Source organism: Desulfitobacterium sp., from assembly GCF_034927245.1.
GTDB lineage: Bacteria > Bacillota > Desulfitobacteriia > Desulfitobacteriales > Desulfitobacteriaceae > Desulfitobacterium_A.
The window spans coordinates 56,378-77,970 of the sequence record NZ_JAYFQK010000007.1 but is presented as its reverse complement, the minus strand read 5'-3'; the positions used below and the strand labels follow the sequence as shown (position 1 = coordinate 77,970).

At 43.1% G+C, this 21,593-nt stretch carries 23 protein-coding genes; 18 read left to right on the top strand and 5 right to left on the bottom strand.

Annotation, left to right across the window (positions count from 1 at the left end; all coding sequences use genetic code 11):
- Nucleotides 1-144 precede the first annotated feature (144 nt).
- Nucleotides 145-1,860 (top strand): HAMP domain-containing methyl-accepting chemotaxis protein, encoded by a 1,716-nt coding sequence (locus VB077_RS02010; protein ID WP_323413538.1) that lies wholly within the window; start codon nucleotides 145-147, stop codon nucleotides 1,858-1,860.
- Between the two features lie 118 nt (nucleotides 1,861-1,978).
- On the opposite strand, the gene VB077_RS02005 is transcribed toward VB077_RS02010, so the two are convergent.
- Nucleotides 1,979-2,383, bottom strand: a complete 405-nt coding sequence (locus tag VB077_RS02005; protein WP_323413537.1) for a nucleotidyltransferase substrate binding protein — start codon at nucleotides 2,381-2,383, stop codon at nucleotides 1,979-1,981.
- Complete coding sequence (locus VB077_RS02000; RefSeq protein WP_323413536.1) at nucleotides 2,355-2,681, bottom strand: nucleotidyltransferase domain-containing protein; 327 nt, start codon at nucleotides 2,679-2,681, stop codon at nucleotides 2,355-2,357. Before VB077_RS02000 ends, VB077_RS02005 begins: the two co-directional genes overlap by 29 nt.
- Nucleotides 2,682-2,915: 234 nt before the next feature.
- On the opposite strand from VB077_RS02000, the gene VB077_RS01995 reads away from it, so the two are divergent.
- On the top strand, nucleotides 2,916-4,373 hold the full coding sequence (locus VB077_RS01995; protein ID WP_323413535.1) for an MFS transporter: 1,458 nt from the start codon (nucleotides 2,916-2,918) through the stop codon (nucleotides 4,371-4,373).
- Nucleotides 4,374-4,812: 439 nt separating this feature from the next.
- Here VB077_RS01995 and VB077_RS01990 read toward each other — a convergent pair whose 3' ends face one another.
- Entirely contained in the window at nucleotides 4,813-5,205 is a 393-nt protein-coding gene (locus VB077_RS01990; RefSeq protein WP_323413534.1) for a hypothetical protein, read from the bottom strand.
- 245 nt (nucleotides 5,206-5,450) lie between these two features.
- Here VB077_RS01990 and VB077_RS01985 point away from each other — a divergent pair, with 245 nt between their 5' ends.
- The 16 genes from VB077_RS01985 (at nucleotide 5,451) to VB077_RS01910 (ending at nucleotide 19,933) form a co-directional block, all read left to right on the top strand.
- A complete protein-coding gene (locus tag VB077_RS01985; protein ID WP_323413533.1) occupies nucleotides 5,451-6,122 on the top strand; it encodes a TetR/AcrR family transcriptional regulator in 672 nt (223 codons plus the stop codon).
- Nucleotides 6,119-7,186: an HlyD family secretion protein gene (locus VB077_RS01980; protein ID WP_323413532.1), complete on the top strand. Its 1,068-nt coding sequence runs from the start codon at nucleotides 6,119-6,121 to the stop codon at nucleotides 7,184-7,186. The genes VB077_RS01985 and VB077_RS01980 overlap by 4 nt, the downstream gene beginning before the upstream one ends.
- 2 nt (nucleotides 7,187-7,188) lie before the next feature.
- Complete coding sequence (locus VB077_RS01975; protein ID WP_323413531.1) at nucleotides 7,189-7,878, top strand: ABC transporter ATP-binding protein; 690 nt, start codon at nucleotides 7,189-7,191, stop codon at nucleotides 7,876-7,878.
- Between the two features lie 13 nt (nucleotides 7,879-7,891).
- Nucleotides 7,892-9,046: an ABC transporter permease gene (locus VB077_RS01970; protein ID WP_323413530.1), complete on the top strand. Its 1,155-nt coding sequence runs from the start codon at nucleotides 7,892-7,894 to the stop codon at nucleotides 9,044-9,046.
- Nucleotides 9,047-9,058: 12 nt separating this feature from the next.
- Entirely contained in the window at nucleotides 9,059-10,255 is a 1,197-nt protein-coding gene (locus VB077_RS01965) for an ABC transporter permease (protein WP_323413529.1), read from the top strand.
- 249 nt (nucleotides 10,256-10,504) lie between these two features.
- The gene (locus VB077_RS01960) at nucleotides 10,505-11,626 is read left to right on the top strand and encodes a Fic family protein (protein WP_323413528.1); all 1,122 of its coding nucleotides are present in this window, start codon (nucleotides 10,505-10,507) and stop codon (nucleotides 11,624-11,626) included.
- A 505-nt stretch (nucleotides 11,627-12,131) separates the two neighbouring features.
- Nucleotides 12,132-12,368 (top strand): helix-turn-helix transcriptional regulator, encoded by a 237-nt coding sequence (locus VB077_RS01955; RefSeq protein WP_323413527.1) that lies wholly within the window; start codon nucleotides 12,132-12,134, stop codon nucleotides 12,366-12,368.
- Between the two features lie 236 nt (nucleotides 12,369-12,604).
- Entirely contained in the window at nucleotides 12,605-12,835 is a 231-nt protein-coding gene (locus VB077_RS01950) for a DUF1659 domain-containing protein (RefSeq protein WP_323413526.1), read from the top strand.
- Between the two features lie 104 nt (nucleotides 12,836-12,939).
- Nucleotides 12,940-13,179 (top strand): DUF2922 domain-containing protein, encoded by a 240-nt coding sequence (locus VB077_RS01945; RefSeq protein ID WP_323413525.1) that lies wholly within the window; start codon nucleotides 12,940-12,942, stop codon nucleotides 13,177-13,179.
- Nucleotides 13,180-13,470: 291 nt separating this feature from the next.
- A complete protein-coding gene (locus VB077_RS01940) occupies nucleotides 13,471-13,665 on the top strand; it encodes a YvrJ family protein (protein ID WP_323413524.1) in 195 nt (64 codons plus the stop codon).
- Nucleotides 13,666-13,696: 31 nt separating this feature from the next.
- Nucleotides 13,697-14,149, top strand: coding sequence for a peptidoglycan recognition family protein (locus VB077_RS01935; protein ID WP_323413523.1), 453 nt, complete (start codon nucleotides 13,697-13,699; stop codon nucleotides 14,147-14,149).
- Between the two features lie 181 nt (nucleotides 14,150-14,330).
- Nucleotides 14,331-15,899, top strand: coding sequence for an ABC transporter substrate-binding protein (locus tag VB077_RS01930; RefSeq protein WP_323413522.1), 1,569 nt, complete (start codon nucleotides 14,331-14,333; stop codon nucleotides 15,897-15,899).
- A gap of 115 nt (nucleotides 15,900-16,014) precedes the next feature.
- Nucleotides 16,015-17,022 (top strand): ABC transporter permease, encoded by a 1,008-nt coding sequence (locus VB077_RS01925; protein WP_323413521.1) that lies wholly within the window; start codon nucleotides 16,015-16,017, stop codon nucleotides 17,020-17,022.
- A gap of 14 nt (nucleotides 17,023-17,036) precedes the next feature.
- A complete protein-coding gene (locus VB077_RS01920; protein WP_323413520.1) occupies nucleotides 17,037-17,969 on the top strand; it encodes an ABC transporter permease in 933 nt (310 codons plus the stop codon).
- Nucleotides 17,970-17,984: 15 nt separating this feature from the next.
- On the top strand, nucleotides 17,985-18,971 hold the full coding sequence (locus VB077_RS01915) for an ABC transporter ATP-binding protein (protein WP_323413519.1): 987 nt from the start codon (nucleotides 17,985-17,987) through the stop codon (nucleotides 18,969-18,971).
- Nucleotides 18,968-19,933, top strand: coding sequence for an oligopeptide/dipeptide ABC transporter ATP-binding protein (locus VB077_RS01910; protein ID WP_323413518.1), 966 nt, complete (start codon nucleotides 18,968-18,970; stop codon nucleotides 19,931-19,933). The genes VB077_RS01915 and VB077_RS01910 overlap by 4 nt, the downstream gene beginning before the upstream one ends.
- Nucleotides 19,934-20,121: 188 nt before the next feature.
- Here VB077_RS01910 and VB077_RS01905 read toward each other — a convergent pair whose 3' ends face one another.
- Nucleotides 20,122-20,454, bottom strand: a complete 333-nt coding sequence (locus tag VB077_RS01905; RefSeq protein WP_323413517.1) for a hypothetical protein — start codon at nucleotides 20,452-20,454, stop codon at nucleotides 20,122-20,124.
- 118 nt (nucleotides 20,455-20,572) lie between these two features.
- Nucleotides 20,573-21,589, bottom strand: a complete 1,017-nt coding sequence (locus tag VB077_RS01900; protein WP_323413516.1) for a FadR/GntR family transcriptional regulator — start codon at nucleotides 21,587-21,589, stop codon at nucleotides 20,573-20,575.
- Between the last annotated feature and the right edge of the window lie 4 nt (nucleotides 21,590-21,593).

The window sequence follows — 21,593 nt, the reverse complement described above, 5'->3', positions numbered from 1 at the left end:
ATTGGTTAGAATTAAGATTGCCGCCATCGGCAAAGATTTGCGAGAAAAAGAATAACCGCTGAAGGCGGTGAATCTAAAGTTAATAATTAAATGAAATTGGCAATGGGCACATTACCGCCAAAGAACTCAGTTCGCTACACTTAAATGAATGGGATTAGAAATTGGAAGATAAGGACAAAGATTTTATCTCTCGTTGTGCTGATGGCTATATTCATAGGAACAGTTGGATTTGTGGGCTATTATTACAATTTAAAAGCTAATACGGAAATGACGGCTATGTATTCGGGTTCCTTAATGTCAGTGGAGTACATAAATGATGTTCAGGCACAATCAAGAGCCGGCGAGTCAGCCTTTTTTCATTATCTTTTAACTCAAGATAAAGTGATACAACAGAAACTGCAAAACGAGATGAAAACAGGGTCAGATAATTTAGACAAAAGTTATAAATCTTATGTAAAATTAGCGACTGACCCCTATGAAAAAGAAAAAGTGTCGCAGATCGATAAAGAATTGACTACATATAGGACAGACCGACAAAAAGCGATGGATATGGCTAATCAAGGTGACACAAAAGGGGCTTATGATTATTTTACGAATAATGCCCAGGCCCATCTTGACGCTATAAATGTAACCTTGGATGACCTTACTAATTTCACTGTAAAACAAGCAGATGTTGCTAATTCCCAAAATGATGCAGATAATGCAAGGGCGAATAGAATAATCATCGCCTTCTCCGTCGCAGACACTCTATTAGGTCTTATTCTCGGGTATTTGATGGCTAATTTGATTGCCAATTCGATTAAGAAAGTTCTGGCAAGCGTTGAACAAGTCGCTAATGGAGATTTATCAGGTGAAGATATCATGATCAAAGGTCAAGATGAAATAGGACAGTTAGCAAAGAGTTTCAATATCATGAAGGAACATCTGCACACACTCGTTAAGCATGTTACTGAGTCTTCTGAACAAGTGGCCGCTTCATCTGAAGAGCTAAGTGCTATTACTGAAGAAAGTACCCAAGTATCAAATCAAATCGCAGCAGCTATAGAAAGTGTAGCTCAGGGAACTGAAAAAGAAGCGCATGCCATTGATGAAACTTCGTCTGCCATAGAACAAATATCCGCGGGAACCCAGGAAGCCGCCGCCAGTAGCAGCGAGATTGCTGAATCCATGACTAAGACGTTGACAACGACTCAAGCCGGACAACAAGCTTTGGATAGAGTTGTCCAACAGATGAATAGTATTAGTGAAGGAACAGAGACCGTCCAACATAGAATAACTGAGCTTTCAACGAGTTCTGATAAGATCGGAAATATAATACAGTTCATAACCGGGATTGCAGACCAGACCAATTTACTCGCTCTTAATGCGGCAATTGAAGCCGCAAGGGCTGGGGAACATGGCAGAGGGTTTGCTGTTGTTGCTGATGAGGTCCGAAAACTTGCGGAACAATCCCGTGAAGCGACAACACAAATTGCGGCTCTCATTAACCAAAACGATAATAACATCGGCTTGGCAGTGAAGGCGATGGAAGAAGAGGTCAAAAATGTAGCTGAAGGTATTGAAGTCGTTAATGTCGCTGGGCAGTCATTCAGTGAAATTGCTAAACTCATCGAAAATATTTCGGCACAAATGGAAGAAATATCGGCTACAATTCAAGAAATATCGAGTGGCAGTCAACAGATATTAACTTCGGCTGAACAAATTGATATTACGAGCAAGGAGACAGCATCCCATGCTCAAACGGTATCTGCCGGAGTAGAAGAACAAACAGCTTCGATAGAGCAGATTGCATCATCAACCCAAAGTTTAGCCACAATGGCTCAAGAACTCCAAAATATCATTAGTAAATTTACGGTTTAGACCTCTCTATTATAGGAGGGGAGGTTTCCCATTCGGTCAACCTCCCCAACGTACGAAGCATTGATGTTTGCCGTAAAAAACCTCGGAGAAAAAATTTTCTTCGAGGTTTTTAGGGTTATTATTTGAAATTAAAATATCTTGTTCTGATTCCTTTCAGCAACTCCTCAAGTGCAAAGACATATTTTTCTTGGATATTATGACATATTTCTTTTGCCAATTGCTGGCTATAGATATGTACAGTTGAGTTCCGATCACTGAGCATTGTGAGCCATAGTTCTTCATCCTGTATAAGATCGGCTGCAAAAGCTTCGCGTAGCACTGACTTAGGAGAATTTAATCCTGTCAAACCCTCATCTTCAAAAATTACCTTCAAAGTTTTCCATGCGAGCTCAAAGGTAAACTCAAAACGTCGGATGAGACCATCTCCTGCCAGCTCATCAGCTTCATTATATTGAGCAATACCTTCATTAAGCCTGGCTAAAGCGTTTTGAAAGTTATTGATTTTTTGTTTTGGATCGCTCATATAAGATAACCCCTTCTCTCTCTATATTCTCCAATAATATAGGATCGATTTGTTTATCGATAAAAACAACGTCTAGTTTTAAGAGTGTGTCAATGTCATCAAGATCGCTGCTTAACCGCCCTCTGTTACTAAAACCCGGTAATGGAAAAACGGCTAAGTCTATGTCGCTTTTGGGCTTATTATTCCCTCTTGCCCGAGATCCAAAAAGGAGTATTTGTTCGATATCATATTTTTGACCGATTCTCTGTATGTTTTGAATAAGCTTCTTATCTAAATCAATAGTCCTCGTTTTTTCCATCGTAAACCTCCCGAACAAATTGCGCTATCCATATTATACCATCAACCATATTGCACGTCACGTACCATCGCATTAAACCCTATTTTCAATGGCTGAAAATCGGGTCTAGTTTTTTATACAAGGTTTTTTATACAGCTATGTAAAAACGAATATAGCATAACCCAAATTTATATGTTAAATTATAATATTGAAGCAATACCCATTAGAAACAAAGCGCAAAACAGGAGGAACTTTATGAGTCCAAATCCTAATCCCAATCCTAATTCGTTTTTATCAAAGCTGAAGAATTCACCACGCTACCGTTGGTTTATTTTCGCGAATGTATCCATAGGGACTTTCATGTCAACTTTGGATTCGAGCATTGTCAATGTCGCATTACCGACAATTTCAAAAACCCTACATACGGATTTATCGGTCATCCAATGGGTTGTAACGGCTTATCTCCTTGTAATCTCAAGTTTACTTCCCATATTTGGTCGAATTGCCGACCTTATCGGACGGAAAAAAATCTTTTCACTTGGTTTTCTCATCTTTACTCTTGGTTCTTTTCTGTGTGGGCTTGCCAATAATATCTGGTTCCTCGTGGGAATGCGTGTTGTTCAAGCCATTGGGGCCTCCATGCTTATGGCAAACAGTTCAGCAATTATTACGGCTACGTTTCCTCCGTATGAACGGGGACGTGCACTCGGACTCACCGGAACTGTCGTCGCCCTGGGAAGTCTTTTCGGTCCGGCAATCGGCGGATTGCTCCTTGGAATCGCGAGTTGGCGCTCTATCTTCTTTATCAACCTTCCTATCGGAATCATTGGATATTGGGCTGCACAAATCATCCTCCCGCCGGATCAACCCCACAAAGGGACGGAAACCTTTGATACTTTTGGTGCGGTTTTCTTCTCAACCGGTATGATCTTAATCCTCCTTGCCTTAAATAATGGACAAGATTGGGGTTGGGGCTCTTTTCCGGTCTTAATTAGTCTCTTTGTAGGAATAACCTTATTAGTTAGCTTTTTTGTCACCGAAAATCGTGTCAACCATCCGATGATTGATCTTACTTTATTTAAAAACCGCCCTTTCCTTATCGGAAATCTCTCGGGATTTCTTTCGTTCACTGCTATTTTTTCAAATATTATGCTGATGCCGTTTTACCTACAGCATATCCTTAATTTCTCTCCTTCTAAGGTAGGTCTCCTTATGACGGCCTTCCCCCTAATAATGGCGATTACCGCGCCAATAAGCGGCCGTGTTTCTGATCGAATCGGTCCCATAGCCCTAACCACAACGGGCTTGACGCTCATATCCCTTGGCCTTTTATACCTGTCTACCTTAACCTCTACTTCAACTGCTTTACAAGTTGTTCCCGGCCCCATTCTGATGGGCCTAGGTTCTGGGTTATTTCAATCCCCGAATAACAGCAGTGTCATGAGCTCTGTACCCAAACCCAAGCTTGGTGTCGCAGGAGGAATCAACGCCCTCGTTCGGAATGTCGGCATGGTCGTTGGGATTGCTTTGTCTGTAACCTTATTCGAGAATCGGCAAGCGGCTCTTCTTAAAGGCATCCCAAATCCCGATGCTCTTCAACAGACTACAGCCTTCATGACATCTTATCACACCGTTCTCTACGTCGGGGCATCCGTTGCTTTTTTCGCTGCCCTAATATCTCTAAACCGCAAGGGCTATGCACGCGCTAAATAACAAAGGCTCGACAAGATTAGAGAAACCTGGTCGCTCATAGGAGTGGCCAGGTTTCTTTGAACAATAATAAAATGACCAAAATAATAGAAATTTATAGTATAATCGCTTTGTACAACTCAAAAGGGCTGGGTGGGCGGCCAATCCTCCAATCAACTGAAAGGAGGTGAGGCTTATGACTGTATTTGAAGCTTTGATGGTGGCAATTTCACTAGCTACTTTAGCTGTGATAATAGTCAAAGGAACGGAAAAGAGCAAGTAGCCCATCCCCCGCCAAGGGAGCTATTGCTCTTTAGATAAGTGCCGCTCACTGCGGTCGGTTGTACAGCCGGGATGTTTGAGCATCCCGGTTTATATTTATACGCAATTTCTAAATATATTATACGATAATATATTTCTGATATCAAGTTTGTGCTTACGGGGGAGCGGATCTCCTTTTGTTTTATGCTTTTTCTCTTAAATCAAAATGAAAATAGACTTCAAATGGCAATCCTTCAAATTCTACAGGAACTTGTCCATTTTGAGGTCCCATGGGGAGGGTCGTTAATGGCACCCTATCTTTATCAATGGGTAGATCCATTTCTATAACTTTAAGGTTCATTTTTTGCTCATCTCGTAAAAAAGTTGCTAATTCTTCGGCTTCTTCCAAGGTAAACATTTCATTAACGGCTAACTCTCCGTTAAACTTATTTTCGATGTTAGGGTCATAATCCTCAATGATTTGGTCATAAGGGGCAATGGGTTGATTCCTGTCTTTATACAGCCATACAATATTTACGTTTTCTTTTCCCATAAATTTTTCCAATGTTGAAGTCACGGTGAATAATTTAATCATAAGGTTACTCCTTTTTAAACCCAGCATATATGTGATTTTTATATGGTCTATTATAGCATCATTTTGGGTGGCGTGTAAGATTGTCTGGAGAGGTAATCCTTCTTCCGATTTCCGATAGATATCTCTTGACAAAAGCAGCAAAAAGATATTAAATTAATAACATTGAAGTAAGTAACTAACTAGTTATTTACCTCGATGTTATTTTTAGTTAAACCATTAAAGCTATTAACTTAGGGGGGAATGTAATGGATGAAACTGAAAAACGATCTTCTTTAAAAGGAGATGGTCGGGGTCAGCGTTCTGAAGTCAGTCGTGCCCGAATATTAGTTTCAGCCACCAAAATTTTCGCCGAAAAGGGGCCTGACGGTGCACGGGTTGATGAGATTGCTGAACAGGCAGGTATCAATAAGCGAATGATTTACCACTATTTTGGCAGCAAGGAGGAACTTTATGCAGAAGTTCTTAGTTACAACTACAGTAAGATTTTTGTGTTAGGCAAAAAGGCCTTTAAGTTAGGAGATAATCCGAAAGAAAATGTGACGCGGGCAATAAGGGCATACTTCTACTTTTTAGCTGAAAATGATTCGTTTGTGCGGCTGACGAGTTGGGAGGCGCTGAGCGGGGGGCGTTTCATCGGGAAAATTATTCCTCAGTTTTTTGATTTGGTGGAGTTGGAGTTTGGAGATATCATCAAGGATGGGATTAAACAGAAATTTATTCGGCCGAATACCGATTTCCGACAGGTACTGCTCAGTATTCAAGCTTTATGTTTGGCGTATTTTAATCGGCGGGAGATTGTTCAACCGCTCTGGAATGAAGATTTGCTTTCCGCACGGATGCTTGAAATACGCTTGCAGCATATTCTCGATTTAATTTTTGATGGAATATTTAGTCATCAGGAGGTAACCGTATCATGAATGCTTTAGCCAAGGTAAATATTAAGAAAACCGGAACGCTTATTTTCCTTATAGGACTTATCGTTGCCGCTCTACTCATTTTTAATAATTATTTTTACAAGAACCATGCAGCTTTGGCTAATGAACAGCAGAGCTTGACAGCCACAGGAACGATTGAAGCGACAACAGCCATGGCTTCCTTCAAGGTTCCCGGGAAATTGGCGAATATCCTTGTCGCTGAGGGAAGTCAAGTCGCGAGCGGGCAGGAAATCGCTTCCTTGGAAGATCATGAGATTGCTTCGCAAGTTCTGACGGCGCAAGGGGCTTATGAGGCGGCAATAGGGCAGGCCGATCAAGCTAATCAGGCGGTGCCGCTGACCAGTCAGCAAGTGGAAGGTACGATTGCCCAGACCCAGGCTAAAGTCGCTCAGGCAGAAATCGGGGTTAAGGATGCCAAATTAACATTTGATCGGGTTACAGAATTATTTAAGAGCGGGGCGGTTCCCCAAAAGTCACTCGATGATGCGACCAATGGTTATGATTTAGCCCAGAAAAAGTTAGAAGAAGCTAAGGCCGGTCTGGATCAGGCATTGTCCGCACGGGCGAATGTGCAGGTAGCAGAGTCCAAATATCAGGCGGCACAAGGACAGGTCAAGCAGGCCGACGGCTCTGTCCAAACGGCTCAAGCCTATCTTAACAACACCCATTTAATGGCTCCCATGTCCGGTTTTATTACCCAGCAATACCTTCAAAATGGAGAATTGCTTAACGCAGGTACACCGGTTTTCGAAATTACGGATTTGGAACATACTTTTGTGAACATCTACATCAGTGAAGATAAAATCGGGCGTGTCAAATTAGATCAGGAGGCGGAAATTAAAGTGGATGCATTTCCTGATCAGGTTTTCAAGGGCAAAGTCGTCTTAATCAACGGTGCGGGTGAATTCGCAGTTAAGAAGGCAATCAATGATCAGTATGATCATGATATCCGGAGTTTTAAAGTCAAAATAGATGTGCCGAATTCAGACTTGTTTTTAAAGACGGGGATGACAGCCCGGGTTAAGATCATAGAGGGGGAAGAGTAGGGATGGAGCCGATTATCCGGGTCGATCATTTAGTTCAGAAAATGGGCCGCAAAACCTTTCTTAACGATTTATCCTTTGAGGTTATGCCAGGTGAATGTTTCGGGGTGTTTGGAACCCGCGGAACCGGTAAGACAACGCTTGTGCACATTTTAGCGGGTGTAGACCGTTTTACCTCGGGAGAGGTTGAAATCCTGGGTACAAATATCCGTAAATCAGAAAAGTACAAGCGCGATCTTGGTCTGTTAACTCAGGAGCGCAGCCTGTTTCTAGATATGTCGGTTTATGAAAATCTGGACTTTATCGCCGCTTTGAAAAACGCCCCGCGGAAGAATATAGAAGAGATGATTGAGCGTTTTGAACTCCGGGAATTGCTTAAGGAGCCGATCACGGTTTTAGATACCATAGGTACTTATCAGCGCCTTGCGCTGGCTTGTGCTCTGGTCAATCAGCCAAAACTTCTCATTGTCGATGAGGTTATTAAAGACATTGATCTATATTCGCGCAGACTTATCATAAAAGAACTGAAGCAATACTTGGCTGATGGAGGAACACTCGTTTGTGCCTTCAGCAATATCGCGATGAGTCACTATATGACTCGAGTGGGCTGGCTGGAAAATATGAAGATGATAATCTATACATCGGAAACTGCCCTGGCTGAATGGAAAAAGCAAGAAGAATTATATACAGAATAGAGTGGTTACCATCATGATTAAACAATCTTTAGCCATTATGAAGCGTGAATTATTCTATATGTGGCGGGACAAGGGTATGCGCAATATCATGTTGTTTGGTCCTCTGCTTGGATTGCTTCTGTTTGCCGGGGTTTACAGTTATCAACGGGTCGGAGATATTCCTACGGCGATTGTGGACTTAGACCACAGCAGTGCTAGCCGGCAAGTAGTGATGGGCCTGGAAAATGCCAAGGATTTAAAGGTTGTTGCCTATCCCGAGACATATGATGAGCTGGAAAAGTTGATTCATAAGGGCGATGCCATTGTCGGGATTGTCATTCCCGAGAATTATGGTAAAGACGTTGATTTACGGCGTCAGACCAAGATAGCCGTGATGATTGACGGCACAAACATGGCCTATGCAACAAATGCGACCACTGCAGTGCTGACGGTTACGCGAACGCTGGGTGCTGAAGCCGGAATTAAGACCTTGATTGCTCAGGGAATTGAACCGGATCAGGCCAAAGAGGCCTATCAATCGATTGAATTTCGTGAGGAAGCCTGGTTTAATCCCACGCTGAATTACGCATATTTTCTCGTTCTGGCCTTTGCTTTGAATATGTGGCAGCAGTTCTCGACTTTGGCCTCCTGCATGAACGTCGTCGGTGAAAAGGGTTTTGGCAGCTGGATACAGATTAAAGCTTCCGGAATTTCTCGCTTAAAGCTTTTCTTTAACAAGTCGCTTGTTCATATTTTCGTTATTATGCTCATCGTTTTACCCATTTATTTTTTTGCCTTCGTGGTATTTAAGCTGCCTTTGGCCAGCAGCTGGTCTATGCTGCTGTTATTTACGTTTGCCTTTGCGGTCGCGCTGCATAGTTTAGGCACGCTGATGTCCAGTATTTTCAGTAATGCGATTAATGCTTCTAGGTTTGGAATGGTCGTTGCTCTGCCTTCTTTTGTGATTTCCGGTTTTACCTGGCCCTTGGAGGCAATGCCGCAATGGTTTCAGCCTATAGCCTGGATTCTTCCTCAGACGTGGTTCTTTCAAGGAATCAACTATTTGAGCTTTAAAAATCCGGGGTGGGAATTTATCAGTCACTACCTTTTAATACTTGGGTTGATGGCTGTTCTCTTCTATAGTTTGGCTGCTTTGGCTGCGCGTTTGCGTGAAAAGGCTTTTCGATAGGTGGTGATTGACATGAGACAGATTCTTAATATTGCCCATTATGAAATTGCTCATATTCTCAGAGATAAGATTCTCTTATTGATTGTTTTTATTGTGCCTCTTTTTTATGCGGTGTTGTTTGGGATAATTTATATCGCCGGTACGCTGCAGCATGTGCCGCTTGGGATTGTTGATCTGGATCATTCCGTCGAAAGCCGTGAAATCGTCTCAACCTTTGAAAACACGCCTAATTTCAAAGTCATTCCCGAAGTGAATGATTATGCCGGCTTAGAGGCCGGAATGAAAAACGGAGCAATTCGAGCGGGGGTTGTGATTCCGGAGGACTATTCCCAAAAGTTATCCCAGCATCAGCTGACGGAGATTTTAACGGTATATGACGGCTCGAATATGATTTACGGCTTAAATTCACGCAAATATTTACAGCAAGTGCTCAATACCTTCAGCGCCGGGCAGACCGCTGCCTATCTTGGCGGATTGGGTATGACAAAGAAAGAGATCACAAACGTCATGGACACCGTTTCCTTTAGTATGCAGGTTTGGTATAATCCGACCTTTAGCTATACTACGTTTATCTTTATGGGATTAGTCGTGATGATCCTGCACCAGGTTGGCTTTATGAGCATCAGCTTGACAGTCACACGGGAAAAGGAACAGAATTCTTGGATTCAGTTTGTCAGTACGGCCGTCCCCTCTTGGAAGATTTTTGTGGGCAAGGCGATTCCCTATTTCATAGCCAACTTCTTTAATTATGGCTTGCTGTTATGGTTTTCGGCCCGCTTTATCGACGTTAAAATCGGTGGCTCAGTGGCCTTGATTTTATTGTTGGGGCTACTCTTTAATATAATTATTGTATCGTTAGGGTTTGTAATTTCGCTCTATGCTCCCAATTCGCTGCAGATTACGCGTTACCTTATGATTATGTCGGTTCCGCTGTTTGTTATTTCCGGGTATACGTGGCCGAGTACACATATACCGGAGGTTTTAAACAAGATTGCTCAATCGATGCCCTACACCTGGATGGCTAACGGTTTTCGCTTAGTTACACTCAAGGACTGGGGGTTTGCGGATATGAGCATGACGCTGGCGGTGTTGGCGGGAATGGCTGTTTTAACCTCTTTCTTTGCTTTGACCTTCTCTAAGTGCAGGAAACCTTTGGTACAAACGGGGTTAGTGGTTAATGAAACGACTTCCTATCCCAGAAAACGTTAAAGGAAACTCGGCTCCGGGTGAAACTTTAACTCCATCCGGGCCGAGTTGATTTATCCCAGCAGAAAAATTTCTTAAAGTGAAAGCAGTCGGGAAAAGCCCGGCTGCTTTTCTCTATTACTTATAACTATTTATGTAATAAGTTATGGATTTATTTGGTATACTATATTAAGTAAGATATTATAGGAAATTGACTTTAGAGCAGAACTTAAGTAAAATTGTCCATATAACTTATTTAGAGAAGGGGATAGAATGCCAAAGAAGGGTATAGCAAAATTACCGATTGCCATGCCAAATGATAAAGCTTTAGAGATATTTCGGTTATTAGCCGGAGTCAATAAAAAAATTGGAAGAATGAAAAGCGAATTTAATCATTCAATCGTGAATGACGCTATTGTAAGTACCTTCTCATTAAAAGAGTCTGTTCAGTCTACAAGAATTGAGGGTACGCAAGTCACCTTTTCAGATATGTTAGAAGATAGGGGAGAAGAAAATCCGAGTTGGGAGAAAATCGAGGTTATAAATTATCATAAAGCATTACACTTCGGAACTGATTATATTAAAAATGGCTATCCGATTAGTACAAGAATGATTAAAAAAATGCATTCTACATTAATGGAACGTGCCCGGGGTTCATGTTCATCCGCAGGAGAGTTCAGAAAGATACAGAATTTTATTGGGCCAAATAATAGAATTGAGGATGCCGTATATATCCCCGTTGGTGCTCATGAAATCGATGCTTATATGGAGAATCTGGAGTTTTTTATCAATAGCACTCCCCATAGTAGTTTTAGAAAGTTTAATAAAACAGATGGATTTGTCTTTGATGAGGAATGTGATCCAATTATTAAAGCGGCCATTGTTCATGCACAATTTGAATCAATTCATCCTTTTTTAGATGGAAACGGTAGACTCGGGAGAATTCTCATAGCCCTGATTGCTATAAAAGAAGAGCTTGTGGATGTACCGGTTTTCTTTGTCAGCGAAGAGCTTGAGAAAGAACGTGCACGCTATTATGATCTATTAAATGGAGTAAGGGGAGATAATCCCGATTGGTACTCTTGGATTAGATTTTTTGTTATATCATGTGGTAGAATGGCAGATTCGTTATTAAGCAAATTAAAAGAAGCGGAAAACTTAGCAACTTTCGGACTCAAGAAATGTAATCTTGAATCAGAACGAAAAATCTGGTTATACTCTTTTTCTGATCCCGTGACAACTGCGACTAGAGTAGCAGAGAATTTAAAGATATCCCCCGCGACGGCAAGAAAGGGGCTAAACACATTATCTGAAGCCGGTTTGCTTTATACGGATGAAACGGTCAAAAGAAATAAAAAATATAGAAATTATGATTTGATGCGGATTTTAAATTAAGATAACCCCCTGTCTAGTATTCTTTGTTTATTTCAGAATACCGGAGACAGGGGGTTATCGTCTAAATGCCTTCAAATATAGGTTTTAAGTCCACTGCGAGATCAGGAGATATGGATACTTCTATTAAATAGTTTGCCAACTGCCTGTATAATTCACCGGATATTAGTTAATGAGCCGGTGAGGGTGCTGCTTGTATATAGGGTACTCCGTCAATAATCTCCCAACATTTACCTTCCTTCTTCCGGGGGTAATGGCAAATAAGCAGTCGGGAAAAGCTCGGCTGCTTTTCTCTGTCGAAGCATGATGAAAAATAGGGTGATATAACCAATAAAATGTCGAGCAGATCTGAACTGTTGTTCGTATATAGAGAACATTATATAATGAGTTGTGGAAAGCGGTTTATCTATAAAGGTAGAGGAAACTTAGTTTAGGTGGAGTTTTGACTCCCGATAGTTCCGGCGGAACTATCGCACTTGTTTCTGAAGTTTAGAGAGGAGCGAATAAGATGGAAAGCAGAGCAGTTTATCATGGAAACAAGGGAAATAGGATAAGGATCATGCGCTTGCAAGCAGGGATTGCAACTCAGAAAGAGCTGGCCCAACGTACTCGAATTTCACCGACAATCATCAGTGATTTGGAACGTGGGCGGCGGGAGCTCAATCCCTCTTGGGCGATGCGGATTGCTGAGGCTGTGGGTACTTCCTGGCAGTCTTTGTTGGAGAAGGAGAAGGAAGCCGAGTGAACCCGTTTGCTAGATTCTAAAGTGTAATTTCATAACCGATCGTGAGTCAACCTGTTGACAGGTTGTACCGTGTTGGATAAACTATAAACAGAACAAATGTTCTCGGGCAGGGGAACTCGTTCACGAACTCTTCCTGCCCGGAGACCGTGAATATCCCTTGTAAAAAAGCAGTCGGCAGGCCCGGCTGCTTTTTGTCTGAGAACAGTGTTCAAGTTAAAGCAAAGGAGGTGTTGAAGATGGCCGTAATATCCAGTGCTAAAGACTCTGTCTTGGTCGTGACCTATCAGGTGGGTCTCAATGAATTAGGGGCTCCTATCCTTCGTCAGCGAAGCTTCCCGAATGTCTTAGTGGGAGCTTCGGACCAAGATGTCTTTGAAGTCGCCAATGCGCTTTATGCCTTGCAGCAGTATCCGTTGACTGCAGTGCGCCGCGACAATCGTTTCGAACTCGTGGATCAAGGTGCATAATCCTTCTTTGAGCGTTTTGCCTCCGGCTGAGGTTAAGCCTAGAAGTTAAAGCTTAAAGAGAGAAATCCGTAAGAAAAGAATCCGTAAGAAAGGAGGAGTTAAAAATGGCAACAACTAGCAAAAAAGTCTTAAGAATGACCTTTACAAATGCTCTGGGGGGAGCGGTCAGCCTCACTTTGCCCGAACCCAAAGAAGGGATCACCGCGGCTGAAATTGAAGCGGCTATGGATCTGATCATTGCCAAGAACATTTTTACCGGCGGTGGTGGAGCTTGGGCGGCGAAACGTGATATTAAGGTTATCGATACTACGACAGATGATCTTTACGATAGTCCGGTCGCCTAACGCTCTGAGATAAGGAAAGCCGTACGGGGAGAGAAGAGAAAGTAGGAAAAACCGCACGGGGTGAGAAGAGGATGTAAGAGAAGAAGCCATATAGGGTAAGAAGGGAATGTCTGAAAAGGGAGGTGTGGAGGTTAGCTTAAGCGCCTTCCTTTACCCCGGCTCTAACCTGAATCTCCGATCTTTCAGCTATGCTGAAACGATATCACTGTACGAATGAAAATATGGGACTTGACTTAGCACATCAAAGGCTGGGTCAGAGTATAAAGTTGAAGAGAGAAGGGAGGTTAAGGCATGGAGGAGATCTTGAAGATGGTCGGGAACTTCGGGTTTCCCATCGTGGTCAGTGCTTATCTTTTAGTACGGATCGAAGGGAAACTAAATGAACTCTCTACGAGCATCACCAATCTGGCCAAAGCCATAGCCGTCCTGGAGGTACGAAAGTCTCCGGCGGAGACTTTTGCTGAAGCCGTATATACCAAAATATAGCCTAACGGCACAGGATGAGGAGAGATAAATAATGGATTGGCAAAAAATCGTTGTTCACCATTCGGCCAGCCCGATTAACGTTCGTCGGGGGAAAGAGATCGTACCCGTGAATGCAGCCATGATCAGGGAATGGCATCTGACGAAGGGCTGGAGTGATATAGGATATCATTTTATTATCCTGCCGGATGGGCGCTGTGAAGACGGAAGGCCGCTTTATCGACCGGGAGCGCATTGTAACGTCGGACATCGCAACTTTATCGGAATCGGAATCTGTCTTGTCGGGGATTTCAGTCAGCTCGAGGAGGTCCCGGAAGCTCAGATGAACGGTCTGATCGATAAAATCTCGTCTTTGATGGCTGCCTTTCACTTAAAACCAGAGGATATTGAGTTGCATCGGGAGGTCTCGGGGGCAGCAACCGAATGCCCGGGCCGTTATTTTCCGGACGATATATTAAGGAAAGAACTTCAGGAACGATTAAGCTAGCTGTTCGGGAAAACCCCTCGAAGGATGCGCCTTCTAGGGGTTTTGTATTTGTGCATACAGTATACTTTCAGTTAATTGAGATTATTAAGACTTAAGGGATAAATAGTTATTGACAGAATTTCGCGAAATGGTACTATTGGACTTAGAAAAAGTCTACATAAGAAAAGAAGGGGAAAAGAGAATGAAAAAGGGGAAAAAATTTGCTGCTCTAGCACTGAGCTTTGTTTTAGCCGGCAGTCTCGTTTTAACCGGTTGTGGCAGCAGCAAAGATGCCGGCAGCGGCACCGCATCTAAGGCCAATGATACCTTGATCTATGCACAGGGAGCCGAGCCGAGAGGATTGGATCCGGCAATGGTAGATGATGGCGAGTCAGCCAAGGTCATGATCAACATTTATGAAGGACTCTTAAAGTACAACAAGGATTCAACTAAAGTTGAACCTTCCCTGGCCAAAAGCTGGGATGTGAGTCCTGACGGACTGTCTTATACTTTCCATCTCCAAGAGGGTGTTAAATTTCATGATGGCACTGACTTTAACGCAGAGGCAGTAAAGTATAATGTTGATCGTCAGATCCCTCCGCAGGTGACGGAAGATATGGCCTATGCTTCTTTTGTTTATGGTGCGGTCAAAAATGTTGAAGTAGTCGATCAAAACACGGTTAAGATCAATTTGAAAGAACCCAACACGCCTTTCCTCAATAACCTGGCAATGGTTATGAGCGCACCCATGATTAGCCCGAAAGCTTTAAAAGAAAATAATAATAATGTTAACCAAACACCGGTTGGAACAGGTCCTTATAAGTTTGTTAAATGGGAAAAGGATCAAAACATTGTTTTAGTCCGCAATGACGAATACTGGGGTGATAAGGCCCTGACTAAGAATGTCATCTTCAAATTCATCAAAGACAACTCAGCACGTGTTGTTGCTCTAAATAACGGTGAAGCGGATATGATCGACGGTATTGATGCAACTGTAGTTGACCAAATTACAAGTGCCGGCAACAAGATCTTTCAGGCTCCCGGTATGAACATCAATTATATGGCTTACAACACGTCCAAGGCGCCTTTTAATGATGCTAAACTTCGGGTTGCTGTTTCTCAATCTATTAATGTTCCGGAAATGGTAAAAAGCTTATATCAAGGATATGCTGAGCCTGCTACTTCTATTTTACCGACCTTCATGGAAGGTTATGATAAGGGCGTTGCCCAAGTTTCTTACAATCCCGAGGCTGCGGCTCAAACCTTAAAAAATGCCGGATTGACTAAGGTCCATGTCATTACTTATACCAACCCAAGACCTTATAACTCTGCGAATGGACAGGCTTTAGCTGAAGCTATTCAAGGGTATTTTTCCAAAGTCGGGATTACTGCCACAATTGATTCCTATGACTGGACTACTTATAAAGAGAAAGTAAAAGCTGGCGATTATGACATCTGCTTCTACGGTTGGATCGGAGATAATGGGGACCCGGATAACTTTATGGAATTGTTAGCTCATAAAGACCCGACCATGAATGTTGCTCGTTATAATAACGCTGAATTTAACCAATTATTCCTAAAAGGAAAATCAACTCCTGCCGGAAATGAGCGCAATCAGATTTACACCAACTTAGAAAAAATGGCTGCTAAAGAAGCGGTTTGGCTCCCAATTTCCCATGCCGAAACACTTTGTGCATATCGGGCGAACGTCCAAAACTTCACTTATCATATGACAGGTGTTACTCCTTTTGCCGGAGTATCTAAAAAATAACGATTGACCTGAATATTGTTTGCAGTTTACCGAGAACCGGATTTTTAATCCGGTTCCCGGTTTTGCTTTGTATCCCGCAGTAAGTCACTTGTACACGATCTGAAAGGTGTTGCTCATGCTAAAATACATCATTAAACGGATTTTGATGTTAATTCCCGTTCTGATTGGAGTTTCCATCATTGTCTTTCTCATTATGCACGTATTTTCTCCGGACCCCGCACCGATTGTTTTAGGCCAGCATGCAACGGTAGAAGCTACTGAGGCGTGGCGGGAGGCAAACGGACTTAATGACCCGATTTATATGCAATATATTCATTTTATTACAGGGGCAGTAACCGGTGATTTAGGAACATCCTACTTTACAAAGACCCCCGTTACTAATGAGATTATGGCTCGGTTCCCGGCGACGATTGAGCTTGCTCTGTGTGCAATAATTATCGCCGCAGTTTTTGGTGTGATTATCGGTGTTATTTCCGCGGTTAAAAAGAACACCATTTTTGATAATGCAGGTATGTTTCTTGCCTTGATCGGAGTTTCAATGCCTATCTTTTGGCTTGGAATTTTGTTAATTATTCTTTTTTCGGGAACATTGCATCTGCTTCCTTCAAGCGGTAGAATCGATCCGATGCTCCAGCCGGCAGCGGTTACGGGTTTTTACTTGATTGACAGCTTGGTCACAGGAGATATGAATGCCTTTGTTGATGCTTTGAAGCATTTACTGCTGCCTTCTGTTGCTTTGGCCATGTATTCTATGGCTATTATTGCCCGAATGACGCGTTCAAGTATGCTCGACACTCTGCAGCAGGATTACATTCGTACGGCGAGGGCGAAGGGGATTTCTGAGGGCAAAGTCATTCGCAGGCATGCTTTTCGTAATGGCATGATTCCTATCGTGACGGTTATCGGTCTGCAGTTGGGAAGCCTGCTCGGCGGTGCCGTTCTGACAGAGACGGTGTTCTCCTGGCCGGGGATTGGCGCGTATACGGTGCAATGTATTCTCAAGTCCGATTTCCCGGTTGTCCAAGGGGTTATTTTACTGGTTGCCACGGTTTTTGTCTTGATTAATTTAGTGGTCGACTTAATCTATGCGTTCCTCGATCCACGTATTAAATATGGTAAGTAGGAGGTGTAGCTTGTATGAAGAAAAATAATTTAGCAACAACAGATGGAAATCAGGTACAGGCTGCCGAATACGTGGAAAAACCGGAATCCCAGCTGAAAGTGATGTGGGAAACACTGAGGCTGAATAAGGCGGCTGTCGTTGGTCTGGTCATCATAGGTATTCTTGTGCTGATAGCAGTATTAGTCTGGGTGAGCGAGCTACTGGGAAAACAGATCTTGCCCTACGACCCGAATTATTCAAATATGACGCAAAGCTTCATTCCTCCAAACGCGGAACACTGGTTTGGAACAGACCAGCTGGGCAGGGATATGTTCAGCCGGGTTCTTGACGGAACAAAGATTTCGTTGTTTGTGGGCCTTGCTGCGGTATCAATCTCGCTTTCCGTTGGTGTTGTGTTAGGGGCCATCGCGGGGTATCGCGGCGGTAAAACGGATATGATCATCATGCGGATCATGGATATGATGCTGGCTATTCCCTCTATTTTGCTGGCAATTGCCTTTATGGCAGCGCTGGGCAAAGGTTTGGACAAAGCCATTATCGCTATTGGGATTGTGTCCATTCCGGAGTATGCCCGTATCGTACGGGGCAGTATTCTGTCTGTTAAAGAAAATGATTATGTTCAGGCGGCTAAGGTTATCGGGAATTCTGACCGCCGGATTATTTTCCGGCATATTTTACCTAATGTTGTTTCCCAAATTGTTGTTCGGGCTACGCTGGGTATATCAACGGCTGTGCTCGATACTGCAGCCCTGGGTTTCTTAGGTTTGGGTGTTCAGCCGCCCTTTGCCGAATGGGGTGATATGCTGGGGCGTGCAAGAGGGTTTATTTTCACGGCTTCCTACACCTTGATTTTTCCCGGCATTGCGATCACCATTACGGTTTTGGCGTTTAATCTGCTTGGTGACGGGCTCCGAGATGCGTTTGATCCGAAATCTAGGGTAAAATAGGAGGTGGTGAACAAGATGTTGTTGGAAGTGAAGAACTTACAAACGGAATTTAAACTGAAACATGGTACAGTTAAAGCGGTCGATGATGTTAGCTTCGCCATCGATAAAGGTGAAATTCTGGCGATTGTCGGCGAATCCGGCTCGGGAAAAAGCGTGACTTCTCTTTCCATTATGGGGCTGCTGCAGAGTCCGGGGAGGATTGCCGGGGGAGAGATTTTATTTAAATCCCAGGATTTGAATAAAATGAGCCAAAAAGAACTGCAGGAAATCAGGGGAAATATGATTTCCATGATTTTTCAGGAGCCGATGACGTCTCTTGATCCGGTATACCGTATTAAGGATCAGATCATGGAAAACATCCTAACCCATATGACGATATCTAAAAAAGAGGCCTTGGAGCGCACCGTCAAGATGCTGGAAACGGTAGGCATACCTTCTCCTGCCGAGCGTGCCAATGACTATCCTCATCAGATGAGCGGCGGCATGCGCCAGCGGGTTATGATTGCTATGGCTCTTTCCTGTGATCCAGAATTATTGATTGCCGATGAACCGACAACAGCCCTTGATGTGACGATCCAGGCGCAGATTCTCGATCTGCTTTATCATATGAGAGAAAAGTTCAACATGGCTGTTTTGCTCATCACTCACGATCTGGGTGTTGTTTCCGAGGCTGCGGACCGTGTTATCGTAATGTACTGCGGTAAAATTGTTGAGGAAGCAGATGTCAAGAGCTTGTTCAAAAATCCCTTGCATCCCTACACAGTTGGGTTGTTAAAGTCAATTCCTCAAATCGATAATGATAAAGACGAACGGTTATATATGATTAAAGGCATGGTACCGAACCCCTTGAATATGCCGCCGGGGTGTTCTTTTTCCGATCGCTGTGACCGCTGTATGGATCGCTGCACGAAAGAAACACCGGAGCTTAAGGAGATCTGCGGTCATAAGGTTCGCTGCTTTTTATATGATGATGTCAAGAAAGGGGAATTGAAGGCAAAATGAGCGAAGTATTGATGGACATTCAAAACCTTTCCAAATATTTCACCGTTGAAACGAATATGCTCGGCAAGCCGGTTTCCTTTTTAAAGGCAGTCGATGATGTTTCCTTAACCATTAATAAAGGAGAGGCTTTTGGTCTTGTGGGTGAGTCCGGTTGCGGTAAAACCACCTTCGGTAAAATCTTGGTTAATCTTTACCAGCCGACCCACGGCAAGATCTTCTTCGAGGGACTGGAAATAACGGGGCTTAAGGAAAAGCAGCGCCGCGCGTATTGCAAGGATATTCAGATGATTTTTCAGGACCCTTATGCTTCTTTAAACCCGAGAATGACGATTGGCGACATTATTGCTGAGCCGATCTTGATCAATAATCTTCTGCCGAGGGATAAAGTGGAAGAGCGGGTTATCTATCTGTTGAATTGCGTTGGTTTGGCGCAGCATCAACGTAACCGCTATCCTCATGAGTTTTCCGGCGGTCAGAGGCAGCGTGTGGGTATTGCCCGTGCCCTTGCCGTGCAGCCTAAGCTTATCGTCTGTGATGAACCTGTTTCCGCTCTTGATGTGTCGATTCAAGCTCAGGTTTTAAACCTGCTCGATGATTTAAAGGACGAGTTTGGTTTGACCTACTTGTTTATCGCCCATGGCTTAAATGTTGTTAAACACATCAGCGATCGTGTGGGTGTAATGTATCTGGGCAAGCTGGTAGAAATTGCTGCGAAAAGGGACCTTTATGCTAACCCCCTTCATCCCTATACCCAAGCTTTACTTTCGGCTATTCCCATCATTAACCCGGAAAAGAAAAAGGAGCGGATCATCCTGGAGGGTGATGTACCCAGTCCGATTGATCCGCCCTCAGGCTGCCGTTTCTGCTCGCGCTGTTTCAAACGAATGGAGCAATGCAAAGCAAATGCACCGGCCTTAAAAGAAGTAGCCCCCGACCACTGGGTAGCTTGCCATCTGTTCTAGGGTCAGGCTTCCTAACGATATATTAAGAAAAAATCTTCAAGAACGATTAAGTTAAGGGGATTCAAAAGAAATTAAAAAGAGATTTGACTCGCTTTAGGAAGCTTAGTCAAATCTCTTTTTTCGTTAATATAGTTTTTGTTTAATATAGTTCTCGTGGTTGTGGTTCTCATGTTTATAGTTCTCGTGGGTTACTTCTTATTCTTCTTTTTGCGTTTCGCATTTTTACTTCGTTTGGATTCGGAACCTGTTCCGGAGTTCGCGGAAGCCGATTTTTTCGAATCCTTCTTCGAATGCGACTTCTTCGCTGCGGCTTCTTTTTCCGCTTTAGCTTTACGGTTTTTAAGATAGCGGTCGAGTAAAAAGGTCAGGCTGATAGCGACAAAAGCACTGATTAAATAAGCTCTTGAGGAAAGGGCCTCATTTGGCTGCTGGAGGAGGAACATATATGTTCCGATTAAAGCAATAGAAAAAAAGGTCCAGACAATTACATTTTCATTGCGTTTCGATTCATTGCGTTTCAAAAAGTTCACCCCGCTGCTATAGTTCGATTGAGATTGATAATGTTTCGATTGATGAAGCCGTAAAGAGCCAAGATTCTTTTATATTCGCGATCGGAGTATCGATTTCCTTTACATCCCTTTACAAATGATATCGGCGATGCGCATTTTCTAAATGATGACGCATGGATGAGACTGCTTCAGCGGAGTTTTGCTGGGTGATACTCAGATAAATACGTGTATGCTCTTGATAGACCGCGCTTAAATCATCTAAATTCAGCATTCCGCTTTGACTGATGTGCTTGATTAGTTTGCGGGAGGTCAGCAGTAAATTATAAAGAATGGGATTATGGGAGCACTGAGCGATGGTTAGATGGAAATCGAGGTCTGAATCAAGAAAAAGCTGATAGTTGCTTTGCGTATAGGCTTTTTTGGATTGTTCGAAGATATCCTTAAGAATTTCTAAGTCCTCTTTTGTAGCGTTTAAAGCGGCAAGTCGAGCAGATTCGATTTCCAGGACATTTCGCACCGAAATTAAATGCTCTAAATTCTTTTCGCCGATGAGGAAGGACCAAGAAAGAGGGGTCAGGAAAAACTCAGAACTTTGCGATGCAATAAACGTGCCTTGTCCGGGAAGAATATTGATCAGCCCTAGGACGCTTAATACCTTTAAAGCTTCGCGGATGGAGGTGCGGCCGACGTTAAACAAGGCGGAAAGATCCCGGTCTGAGGGAATTTTATCACCGGGCTTCAATTCACCTGTGATGATCCGGTCAACCAGGTAGTCACTGATGATATTGACGAGTATCTCTACCTGGCTTGTTTTTTTGACAAGAGGAGCTATATCTTTTAAGGTATTATTCTGAGATGTATTTTGGTGATGGATGAATAGATCAATATTCTTCGCAAAATCGTCGGGTGGAAGCTGAAACAGTTTTGCGTCGACGGCAAATTTCTGAGCAATCACTGACGCATAATACTCGCTGTCATTGCATTCCTTTTTTTCCAGAGTGGATAGTTTGGAAATGCTGAGCAGAGGTTGATTGAGTTCATCGGTCAGATATTTATTGATAAATTCCGTTTGGGATAGCATTAGGATGCGTCTCAATAACAGCAAATTTTCGGGAATATATGAGGAATAGAGCTTTTCCATAGTCATATCA